Here is a 12,404-nt window from a genome sequence, read left to right as displayed (position 1 = left end):
ATGTTATAACGTTCACCCCTATATTAATATTTTAAACGGCCTGTGGTATGTGGGTAATTATTTAAAACTGGAATTGAAATCGAAAAAAATTTAAGTAAATTTATCTAGTACCATTTTTTACCATTAAATCAAAAACTACATGAGAAAAGTTATACTTTTCGCAGCAGCATTGTTGTGCCATACAATACTGCTAGCCCAGGATTACTGGCGCCCACACACCGATAACGCCAGGATCACAACCGACAAAGCCATCGCCCGGCTTGCATTTCCTACCGACTTTAAATTATTCGATCTGAATTTTACGCCTTTGCGAAATGAAGTATTTAAAACCGTTGGCAATACTTCTACCCATGCTACCATTATTTCTTTACCTAACGCCGACGGACAAATTGAACAGTTCGAAATTACAGAAGCTTCGAATTTTGAACCTGCACTACAAGCTCAGTTCCCCGAGATAAGAGCATTTTCAGGAAAAGGCATCAACGACAGGTATGCCACTTTAAAACTGAGTGTATCGCCACAAGGCGTACAGGCAATGGTATTCCGTACCGGAAAAGAAAGTGAATTTATTGAGCCTTATTCTGCCGATCACACCATTTATACGGTATTTAAAAAACGCTCGCAGGCTTTACCGTGGAAGTGTACAACGCCGGAACAAATACTGGCAAACAATATCAGCAGCCAGTTACCTCCTTCAAATGCACGATCAACCGGTGATGCAAAAACATTGCGGCTGGCCCAATCGGTTACCGCCGAATACTCAAATTATTTTGGCGCAACAAGCGCATCACAGGTTTCATTGGTATTGGCCGCGGTAAATGCCACACTTACCCGTTGTAATGGTGTGTATGAAAAAGACCTGGCATTACACCTAAACCTGATCGCTGCGAGCACCAATGTATTTTATTACAATGCATCAACAGATCCTTATTCAAATGCCAGCACAGGCGCCGGCGGTGCATGGAACAGCGAACTGCAAAACACCCTCACCTCTGTAATTGGGGCCGCCAATTATGATATTGGCCACCTGTTTGGTGCATCGGGCGGCGGCGGTAACGCCGGTTGTATTGGTTGTATTTGTGTAGACGGTTCAAAAGGAAGCGGCTTTACTTCACCGGCCGATGGTATTCCACAGGGTGATAATTTCGATATCGATTATGTGGTGCACGAAGTAGGGCACCAGCTGGGCGCCAACCATACCTTCTCTATGAGCAATGAAGGTACAGGCGTTAATGTGGAACCAGGTTCGGGTATTACCATTATGGGTTATGCCGGTATTACCAGCCAGGACCTTGCCCCGCATTCTATTGAAATTTTTCATGCTGCTTCTATAGCACAGATACAGTCAAACTTATCGGGCAAGACCTGTCCGGTAACTACCGTTATTTCATCAAATAACGCAACACCGGTTGTAAGCGCCGGCAGCAATTATACCATTCCCATCAGCACCCCGTTTGCATTAACCGGTTCGGCTACTGATGCCAATGCCGGTGATGTGCTTACATACTGCTGGGAGCAAAACAACAATGCATCTTCATCACAAACAGGAAGCGCCAGCGTGGCCAGCGCCACCAAAGCATCGGGCCCCAACTGGATCTCGTTTTTACCTACTACATCACCAACAAGATATTTTCCTAAAATGTCAACTATCCTTGCAGGTGGTTTAATTTCTGGTCCGTTAACCGGTGGTGATGCAGGCGCCAATACCGAAGCATTGAGCTCCGTTTCAAGAACGTTGAATTTCCGTTTAACGGTAAGGGATAATGCTCCTTATAGCTCAACGGCACCCGTAACTATTGGGCAAACCAATTTTGCCGACATGACGGTTACCGTTACCAATACCTCGGGGCCATTTTCAGTAACGGCGCCCAATACGGCAGTATCATGGGCTGGCAATTCATCACAAACAGTAACCTGGAATGTGGCCAGCACAACCGCATCGCCGGTAAGCTGCGCCAATGTAAAAATATCCATTTCAACAGACGGCGGCGCCACCTTCAGCACCCTGGTGGCCAGTACCGCTAACGACGGCAGCGAGGCGGTAACAATACCGAATACACCCACCACAACGGCGAGAATAAAAGTAGAAGCGGTTGGCAATATCTTCTTTGATATTTCCAATACCAACTTTACTATTACTGCGGGCTCAGGCTGTGGGGCACCATCCGGATTAACCGCATCGGGCATTTCTACAACATCAGCTACTATAGGCTGGACAGCCGTAAGCGGTGCTACATCGTATGATGTGGATTACAAAGCCAGCACATCAGGCACCTGGACCAATGCCGCCACAGCCACTACAGCTATTTCTGTTGGCTTAACCGGGCTTACACAGGGAACTACATACGATTACCGGGTAAGGACCAACTGCGCCAGCGGCAGCAGTGCTTATTCATCGGCACAGTTCACCACCAATTCTACTGTAACCTGTGGAGCGCCTACCGGTTTAGTAAGTTCAGCCATCACCAGCTCCGGTGCTACGCTTAGCTGGACAGCCGTAAGCGGGGCAACAACGTATGATGTGAATTATAAAGCTGCATCTTCCAGCACATGGCTTAACCTCGCTTCAGGTATTTCATCTACTTCCGTTGCTATAACCGGTTTAACAGCAAATACATTATACGACTGGCGGGTTAGAGCAACCTGTACAGGAGGTAGCGGTAATTATACAACAGCCCAATTCACTACCTTATCAACAACCTGTGCAAGCACATTGGATAATACTACCAATGGCACTATATCAGGTGCTGCAACCATTCCTTTCAATACGAATGTTACAGGGCTTATTAGTCCGAGCGCTGATATCGACCATTATAAATTTGTGATCACTACGGGCGGTACTGCCACTGTTACATTAACGACGCTGCCATTCGATTATGACCTGAAAGTGTTGAACAGTTCAGGTACACAGCTCGCTATTTCACAGGCCGGCAGCACTACCAGTGAAACAATTACGAGAACCTATACTGCAGGTACTTATTACGCCCAGGTATATGGTTATAACGGAGCTAACAGCGCCACCTCATGTTATACATTACGGGTACAATTAGGTACTGCCAGCCGCGGAGGTGATCTTATTAACAGCGATGTACAGAAGATAGATATCTTCCCGAACCCCGTGAATAATATAGTAAACATTAACCTTACAGGTTATACAGGAAAATCGGACCTGAGCCTGTTTGATGTAAATGGCCGCATTGTAATGAACCGTCAGGTGAGTACCGTAAACACACCGCTTGATATTTCGAAACTACCGGCAGGCGTTTATATGTTGAGAATTAAGAATGGCGGAAAGGATGTGAAGATGGAGAAGATCATTAAGCAGTAATTACACATAGCATTTTATCATGAAAGCCTTCCCGATGCGTTGGGAGGGCTTTTTTCATGTAAAAAAGGGTGAAAATACGGGGTCATATTGCCCCTCAAACATTCGACCTTTAGCATGTTCCCTAAACTAATTACTTATGCTTAGCGTAGTCATGGATGTTGCTATTGGCCTGCTATTTATATTCTTATTATATAGCCTGTTGGCCACTTCAATTCAGGAAGCCGTTGCCACAATAATGCATCAAAGGGCCAATATGCTTTATAAAGGCATAAAAAGTATGCTCACCAATACCCGGAAAAGCAAAGGCCCGCTTGGCGATCTGGGATGGTACCTGTACCGTTACATTTGGAAAGAACTTTCTGCCTGGATGAACCGGCTGGTAGGCAAAAACCGGAGCTACACCCTGTACAATAACTTTTACCAACACCCTATTATCAAAAATTACGGTCAGAACCAGTTGTTTAAAAAGCCTTCTTACCTAAGTGCCGAGAATTTTGCCACCATACTTATTGAAACCCTTAAAGACCTGGATGGCAGCAACCGCAACAAGACAGCCACTTTTGCTATGTTACAGACCGTAATGGACGCCAAGCGCAACCTGATTGAACCGGAAACGCACAGCATCCTCACCTTTCATCTTAACGAGGCGGCCGGCGATATAGATGTGCTGAAGTTCAGGTTGGCCAAATGGTACAACGATACCATGGACCGCGTAAGCGGCTGGTACAAACGCGGTACCCAGTTCAAACTCTTCCTTATTGGCATTACCATGGCCGTTACCATGAATATAGATTCCATTGAGATTGCCGACTACCTCTCAGAGAACAAAACAGCCCGCGCCCAACTGGCCGAAATGGGGGCAGCAGCTGCAGGCAAATCCGAACTTAAGGGCGGGGATTCGTCGATTGCCAAAGAAGTGATGGATTCTATAAAAGCCGACCTGAAGGCCGTGAATAACCTGGTGGGATTGGGTTGGGGCGATTATGGTCGTAGCGACACTGCATTTATGAAGTACGCACTGGACATAAAACCGTGGCGTGACCGGTATAAGGCATATAAGGCCAATATTGATACCGCTACAACAATATACAACAACCTGCTGAAAGATGCACGTCAAAAACGCGATGCAGCAATTATGGGAAGCCCCGATTGTTTTCGCTATATACACATCATCGACAGCCTTCACACTTATAAAAAAACGATCATTGACCAGCAGGCCTTTGCTATGCTTTATGGCACAGATGAGTTCGATAACGGCCTTAAAAGAACGTATGTGTTGGGCTTTCGTTTGTGGGCCTTTCGTAAATGGCTCGGCTTCCTTATCACAGCTTTTGCTATTGGCATGGGAGCGCCTTTCTGGTTCGACCTTCTGAACAAATTTGTAAGTCTTCGTTCATCGGTAAAGTCTGTGAACAGTAGTGGCAGCACTACCCGTAACAACGATGCCGGCAATAATACTGAATTAGATGGATAACAAAATTGCCGTAAGAGTAAAATTGCCCCTGCGCATACGCAAAGGGCCTGGCACCAGCTTTGGCATCATCGGCGCTGTACAGCCCACAGGGAAGGTTATTGAAATGGATGGATTTGAAGAGAAAGAAAACCTGAAAGGGGTAAGCAAATGGTACTTTAAGATCAACGCAAAAAATGAGAAGCAATGGTACTGGGGCGGGCGTTTAGAGGAGGTAACAAACAAGGGAGTTGTTGCAGCTCCGGCTGATGCAGCAGTAATCGATTATTTTAACCTTCCATTCATACCCGGCAAAATGAGCTGGGCGCACGAAATGTTTGAGATCCCATTTATTTGGGAAGAGCTGCAAACAGCCGGCAGTGGTATAACCGTAGCCGTGATAGATACGGGCATCGACAAACATTTTGATCTCACGAATTTACACCCAAAGTCACAAAGTTTTGTGGTGGAAGATAAAGAGCTTATAGATCGCAATGGACACGGCACCAGCATGGCAGGTATGATCGGTGCTACGGGACAACATGTAGTATTCGGCGTGGCTCCGCAGGTTCAATTGCTGATCGCAAAAGGTACAAAACAAAGGTTGGGCATTAAGCCCAAGGAATTTGCAGCTGCTATTGATCATGCGGCCTCCATAGCAGAAGTAGACGTAGTATCTATCAGTTATTCATTAAATGACGACCCTGATATAAAAGCCGCTGTTAATCGTTGCCTGACCGCAGGTAAAATAGTGGTAGCAGCCATTGGTAACGATAACAGCAGTAAGGCTCGCTTTCCCGCCTGTTACAATAAGAATAAAAAAAATGATATAGGGGTAGTGGCGGTAGGCGCTTTTGATCAAAATCGCAACCGTTTTAGTTTATCAAACTTCAACGAACACCTGACCCTGCTGGCCCCGGGAGATAGAGAGGTATTAACGGCAGCCCGGGGAAATGGTATCGGTAAAGCATGTTGCACCAGTATCGCCACGGCCTTTACATCGGGGGTTATTGCTCTTATGCTTTCGTATCAAAAGAAACATCTGCCCAAAAAGATAAATTGTATCGATGCCCTTGTGGAAGGTGTAGATAAAATTAGACCTGACGTAGAGTTCGACAACGAGCATGGCTTTGGTCGTATTAATCTTCGCAATGCTATTTCAAAAATAAAATAACTGCTCATGAAAAAGATTGTCATTTTGCTATGCTTCTGCAGCCTGTCGTTTTCTGCGGCTGTAGCTCAAACGCCTTATTACGATGCGTTACAGGTCCGCAAGGAACTGATAACGGTAACCGGCAATAAATTTAAATTTAATGATGATGATGAATCTGTAAAAAACCTGCTAACTATTCTGAAAAGTTATCTGCCGGATTCAGTCAAAAACAACCCCGATCTATCAGAAGATTCGATTTTTAGTTTCTATAAAACCAATCCTTTTTTCGGTGCGCAGATTGATACCCTTATAGGTCCAGGCATTGGCGCCGAAGGGATGTTAGTCGGCTTGCCTAACATCCTGTCTGCTGCCGGCAACCTCGATGTAACCAAAATAGCAGATGGCTTTGCCAGGTTTTTAGTGAACCGCACAAAAGAAGAATTGAACGTTGCTTTTTTCTCCCGGTTTTACAGGGAGATCAATAAGAAGGAATATACAGATCTGCAAATACTGTTTCCCCAAACCTATAGATTGTTAACAGCTATTGGCGATGAGATCTATAATTATTCGGTTTACCTCAACAATCTGCGCCAGGCGTTTGAAAAAGACCTCGCCAGCCTGTTGCCTAACCTGCCCAAAGTGATAAACCGGGACGTATACTCGAATTACTTTAAAGAACATCCCGAATTAAAAGCTACAGTGTTAAGTGCCCTGTATGTGGGTAATGGATTGGTGCAGAAAAAACACCCGGGTCAGATCATTGGCGAATATGATGTCAACTTGCTAAATGCAGTGAACACAGACGTTAAAGCAGGTGTGCAAACAGGAATATTGTTTTCCGAATCTTTACGGTCAAACGGCACCGATCATTACTGGATCAGCGGCGACTCGCTGAAATTGTTGTTAGATGATGCTATTACTTTAAAGTTTTACTTTGGCCTGTTGTACCAGCAGGCTCATGTGCAACAGATCAAATTTAACAAAGATTCACTAACGCATATTTTAAAAAGGGAACTCCCAGACAATTTAACAGCTTACCATACTTTTATTAAAGGATTTATTGCCCAGGCCACAACGCTCACAGAAAACATAAAGAACCTGGCAGGCAAAGCGCCAGACAAACGCGACTTTGCCGATTATTATGGCTTTTATAACGAAACGCTCAATACCATTGAATATACAATGCAGGTTGCGGATCTCAAAGGTGTTAATATTACTATACCGCAAACATTTAAAGACCATGTGGCCAATGTGCGTACCGCCTGCGATATTGCCCTCGACCTCAACCGGCGCAACTATGGGTCTGCCATCATAAACACGTATACACTGTATAAACATACGTTTATCGAAGATGAGATAGAAACAAGCAAGCCGGGCAAAGTGGAAGAGCTTTTAATGAAATATGGTTCTTTTATGGCTGCTGTAGCTGAGGCCGAAAACTCAGAAGAAGTGGCCAAGGCCATTGAAACAGCTGTATTGCCGGTGGGCTCATCCAAAATAAAAAGAACAACCTGCTTTAATGTATCGGTAAATGCCTATACCGGTTTGTTTACCGGGCACGAGTGGATCAAAGGCCTTGAGAACAAGGACAAAATCACATTCAATACGTTTGGTGTAACTGCGCCCATAGGTATAGCATTCAGCGGCGGTCACCGGTTGTTGTTTTGGAAGAAAAAAGCAGAATGGAGCACCTCCCTGTTTTTATCACTGGTTGACTTAGGCGCCATTGCAGCCTTCCGGTTTGGCGATGATACAACCGCCCAGGTGCCCACCATACACCTAAAGAATATTATAGCTCCCGGTGCTTTTTTATCGTTAGGAATTCCAAACACACCATTATCGGCCAATTTCGGCGTACAAATGGGGCCTAACCTGCGAAAGATCGATAATAACAAAGAACTGGTGCCAAGCGAGGACAATAATAATAAGATCTACTGGCGACTGAGCGCAGGTATTTGTGTAGATATCCCGCTCCTGAATCTTCATACACGAACGAAATAGAAAAAAATAACCCCGACGGAACCGTCGGGGTTAATTATATATAAAAGTGCGTGTTAAGCAAACTGATGCAAATGCAACACTTCACTGGTATAATCACGGATCTCCTGCGCCAATGCAGCATCTTTACCCAGTGATTTTCCATAAGAAGGTATCATTTCTTTAAGCTTCTTTTGCCATTCTGCACTGTTCACCTCATTCTTGAAACACCTGTTTATAAGGTCTATCATAATGGAAACTGCGGTTGATGCGCCCGGTGATGCACCCAGCAGGGCAGCAATACTTCCGTCTGCAGCACTCACCACTTCTGTACCAAATTCAAGCACGCCACCTTCTTCCTCATCTTTCTTTATAACCTGTACCCGGTAACCAGCTACAGCCAGTTCCCAGTCTTCTTTACGTGCATTTGGATAATATTCCCGCAGCGCATCAAGGCGTGCATCGGGCGTTAACCTTACCTGGTCTATCAAATATTTGGTAAGGGGAAGATTGCGCGCACCGGCAAAAAGCATTGCCTTGATATTGCTGAACTTGATCGATTTAATAAGATCAAGCCATGAACCGCTCTTTAAGAATTTAGTGGTAAAGCCGGCATATGGCCCGAACAACAATTCCTGTTTTCCTTTTATCCACCTGGTATCGAGGTGGGGAACCGACATTGGGGGAGAACCCACTGCAGCAGCGCCATATACCTTAGCCGCATGCTGTTTTATAACTTCAGGATTGGTGCAACGTAACCATTGACCGCTTACAGGGAATCCGCCAAAACCTTTTGACTCAGGTATTCTTGACTTTAATAATAAAGGCAGTGATCCGCCACCGGCGCCAATAAATACGAACGGCGCGGTTATAGTGTAGTGGTTATGATTTTCTGCATTCACCACTTTTACATTCCATTTACCATTTTTCTTCTTCAGCCCCGTAACATCATGTTTGTAATGGGTATTCACATTTTCCATTGAACCCAGTCGCGCAAAAAGGTTTCTTGTGAGCGTACCAAAATTAACGTCGGTACCAAGATCCATTTTTGTAGCAGCAACCGGCTCGTCCTCTTTTCTTCCTTCCATAACCAGCGGCGTCCATTGACCGATCACATTGTGATCTTCGGAGTATTGCATGCCTTCGAAAAGATGACAGGTTTGCAACGCATCGTATCGCTTGCGCAGGTAGTTAACATTCTTATTGCCCCATACAAAACTCATGTGGGGAATAGGTTTTATAAACGAATGGGGGAGATCGATAATATTGTTGGCTACAAGGTAAGCCCAGAATTGTTTAGATACTTCGAAAGATTCAGCAATTTTAATTGCCTTCGAAATATCGATGGACCCGTCTGCTTTTTCAGGAGTGTAATTTAATTCGCAAAATGCGGAGTGACCTGTACCTGCATTATTCCAGGCATCGGAGCTTTCAGTGGCTGCACTATCAAGCCGCTCAACTATTTCAATTCTTATAGCAGGATTTAATTGCTTCAACAACATGCCGAGCGTGGCGCTCATGATTCCTGCCCCTACCAATATCACATCAGTTTCTACAATAGATCTATTTGCCATATATAAATTAATAAAATTATATACCAGGCAAGAATCGCCGCAAGTTATGAATTTATTTTTATAATCCGAAGCATATCAGCAGACAAAAAACTGTACCAGCGACGTTTGATGTTTCTGGAGGGGTGTAGTTCAGTTGGTTAGGGTCAAATTTTGAAGTTCTTGCCGTAAATTTACACTAAAGCCATTCAAACTAAATGAAACCTACAGATACCCATAATCAGAAAATAGCCAAAATGATCTTCGCCTCTGTTTATCCAATGTATGTTAAAAAGGTAGAAACGAAAGGCAGGACAATAGAAGAATTACACCAGGTAATACAATGGTTAACAGGTTTCAATAACAAACAATTACAGCAACTGATAAAGGAAAAGGTGACGTTTGAAGAGTTCTTTCAACGCGCCACCATAAACCCCAATGCACACCTAATTACGGGCGTAATTTGCGGCTACCGCATTGAAGAGATCGATAATCCTTTAACCAAAAAGGCCCGCTACCTCGACAAGCTGATAGATGAATTGGCAAAGGGAAAGAAGATGGAGAAGATTTTACGAGGTTAGTTCATATCACCAGCCTATTCTCCCCAACCTTCAACTCAAAAATTTTCCCCTTCCACACCAACGTCCCCGTTGTTCTCGCCGGCAAATGAATATCTATTGTCCATTTGCCATTTTGCAATTGATAGCTTACTGCAATCTTTCCATTGGGGTGGGGTATTTCGCCGGCAACGTTGGTGAGCTTTCCTACATGTGGTTCAATTTTAATTTTACTAAACCCGGGCGCATCACTATCAATGCCCAGCACGGTCCTGAAGAATTCAATATTCGGACTGCTGCCCCAGGCATGACAATCGCTTCGCGTATAATCAATATTGCTATCCTCCGTCCAGGTGGTGAGGCCTGCGGCTATGTTTTTATACCAAATGTCTAACCAGTTCAAATAGCCGTCGCCCAAGCCGGCTTTAACCATTGCCTGGTGTAAATAATATTTAAAGTAGATGGTGCATTGTGTAAGCGTGCTATCGGTGAACATGCGTTTCGCTACTGCCGCCATAGCACCCTTGTTTAACATACCTGTAAGGATGGCCAATGAATTGGTATGTTGCGAAAAACTGTTTTGCTCTTTGGTATCGGCATACAACCCACGGGCAGTATTCCAGTATTTACGTTGAATGGTTTGTTTTAACTGTGCAGCTTTTTGCAAATATAATTTACTATAGTTTCTCAAACCCAATTTGCTTTCCAAACCGGCAGCCCATTGATAGGCCCATAATAATTGCAGATCGAGAATGGCCGAACTGCCATCCGTTCCTTTGGGTGGTGAACCCACAAACCAGTTTTGTCCATTGGCCCAGTCTACAAACGTCCAGTAGGGTGTATTTTTTAATGAACCATCAGCCTGTTGGTATTTACCAAAGAAATCGAGAATGGCCCTTGCGCCCGGTAATTTGTTACTTATGAATGAGCTGTCGCCACGGTACAGCCAGTAATCGTGTAACATGCCAATGTACCATAACGAAAAGGTTGAAATGATCTGCGTGCCTTTTGATGGGTACCGGCTCAATGTAACGCCGTCTGTTAAGCGGCTATGGTCCATAAGTTCAATGGCATTGCGCGGCAGCCGGTTATCGGCACTGTTGTAATACGTGATCATGGCCTGTATACGGGTATCGCCAATGTATTGGAGCTGCTCATAGTATGGACAGTCCATATACGTTTCCCAGGCGTTTAAACGCGCCGTACGCCAGCCTATTTCCAATATTTTGCTAACACCGGTATCAGTAGTAACAAACCGTGACGGTTGTTGAAAGGGATATCCCGTAAAAGTTCCGTATAGATCATCGATAGTAAGTGGTTCGTTTTGTGTTTGCACCAGCAACTGAATATACCTGAAGGTGCGAAAGTTGAGGTTGGTATATACCTGGTCAATACTTCCGTCGGATACCAGGCTGTCTTTACGGCCCGAAAAGATCTTTCCTTCTACTTCGTTCCGGTTTCCCTTCCGGGCGCCATAGCTGGTAAATTCAGCCACCAGCGATTCGGCATAACGCAAAGAAATACCTGCATTTTTTCCTTTGCTGAAATGCAGGGTTACATAGGCATTGGTTAAATAGGTTTGATCGAGTAGTATAGTGGCCGTTGTATTAGCAGGTATGGTTACGGCGGTCTTATTGGCAGGGAAACCTGCCGGAATGGTAATACCCGTGGCTTTACGAACAACCGGTATACGTTGGTAAGTTAATTCGCGGGGTGGCAATGGAGAGGGCACCAGCATCCAGCCAAACCCGTCTGATAAACCTTTGGGCTGCCCGCTAATAAGATTATTGGCAAAAGGCCATGCACTGTCATCAAAGCCGGCGCTTGTCCAGTGATTAACGGTTTTATTTCTGTCGACCAGCTCGCCAACGCTGGCGGCAAAAAATCCGGCAATGGGTTCATAGGCCAGGTCGCGCTTACATTTCCAGCTATTATTGGTATTGAGTATTTGCTCGGCACCCGTGTTACCCTGTACAATAAATGCCGTGCGAAAACTCATTTGTGCTTCGGGTTTGAAGTCGGCTTCATTCCATACCACGGCCGATACTATATTTTTTCCGGCAACCAGGTAAGGCGCCAGGTCAACCGTTTCATAATTCCAGTTGTACAGATCGCCTCTTGCAGGGCCAAGTGATACCAGGCTATCGTTTACAAATAACTTGTAACGATTGTCTGCCGAAACATGAATTATGAAACCAGCCGGCCTGGCTGCCAGCTCAATCTGTTTTCTAAAATAATATACACCATATTCACGTCCATCATCACCCGGTGCAGCTATCCAACTGGCGTTCCAGGTAACAGGCAGGGGAGTGGCATTACCGGTCTTGTAAAAAAGAAGTGTTACTAATGTGATGATGGGAACAAGAAACTTCATTTGTATAATTTATTA

General features: G+C 44.8%; 7 protein-coding genes. 5 read left to right on the top strand and 2 right to left on the bottom strand.

What is annotated here, in order from left to right:
• The first annotated feature begins 139 nt into the window (after positions 1-139).
• The 4 genes from GGD38_RS36440 (at position 140) to GGD38_RS36425 (ending at position 7,932) form a co-directional block, all read left to right on the top strand.
• Positions 140-3,328, top strand: coding sequence for a reprolysin-like metallopeptidase (locus GGD38_RS36440; RefSeq protein ID WP_375303963.1), 3,189 nt, complete (start codon positions 140-142; stop codon positions 3,326-3,328).
• Between the two features lie 136 nt (positions 3,329-3,464).
• Positions 3,465-4,802 carry a hypothetical protein gene (locus tag GGD38_RS36435; RefSeq protein ID WP_375301058.1) on the top strand — a complete coding sequence of 446 codons (1,338 nt, stop codon included), beginning with the start codon at positions 3,465-3,467 and terminating at the stop codon, positions 4,800-4,802.
• The gene (locus tag GGD38_RS36430; RefSeq protein ID WP_375301057.1) at positions 4,795-5,952 is read left to right on the top strand and encodes a S8 family serine peptidase; all 1,158 of its coding nucleotides are present in this window, start codon (positions 4,795-4,797) and stop codon (positions 5,950-5,952) included. Before GGD38_RS36435 ends, GGD38_RS36430 begins: the two co-directional genes overlap by 8 nt.
• A 6-nt stretch (positions 5,953-5,958) precedes the next feature.
• Positions 5,959-7,932, top strand: a complete 1,974-nt coding sequence (locus GGD38_RS36425; RefSeq protein ID WP_375301056.1) for a hypothetical protein — start codon at positions 5,959-5,961, stop codon at positions 7,930-7,932.
• A gap of 53 nt (positions 7,933-7,985) precedes the next feature.
• Here GGD38_RS36425 and GGD38_RS36420 read toward each other — a convergent pair whose 3' ends face one another.
• Entirely contained in the window at positions 7,986-9,482 is a 1,497-nt protein-coding gene (locus tag GGD38_RS36420) for a malate:quinone oxidoreductase (RefSeq protein ID WP_375303962.1), read from the bottom strand.
• A gap of 194 nt (positions 9,483-9,676) precedes the next feature.
• On the opposite strand from GGD38_RS36420, the gene GGD38_RS36415 reads away from it, so the two are divergent.
• The gene (locus GGD38_RS36415; RefSeq protein ID WP_375301053.1) at positions 9,677-10,039 is read left to right on the top strand and encodes a DUF2200 domain-containing protein; all 363 of its coding nucleotides are present in this window, start codon (positions 9,677-9,679) and stop codon (positions 10,037-10,039) included.
• 1 nt (position 10,040) lies between these two features.
• Here GGD38_RS36415 and GGD38_RS36410 read toward each other — a convergent pair whose 3' ends face one another.
• On the bottom strand, positions 10,041-12,389 hold the full coding sequence (locus GGD38_RS36410; protein WP_375301052.1) for an alpha-L-rhamnosidase C-terminal domain-containing protein: 2,349 nt from the start codon (positions 12,387-12,389) through the stop codon (positions 10,041-10,043).
• Positions 12,390-12,404: the final 15 nt, after the last annotated feature.

The organism is Niastella sp. OAS944 (assembly GCA_024809215.1).
GTDB lineage: Bacteria > Bacteroidota > Bacteroidia > Chitinophagales > Chitinophagaceae > Niastella.
Note: the sequence above shows the minus strand (reverse complement) of the source record. Positions and strands in the feature narration are given on the sequence as shown.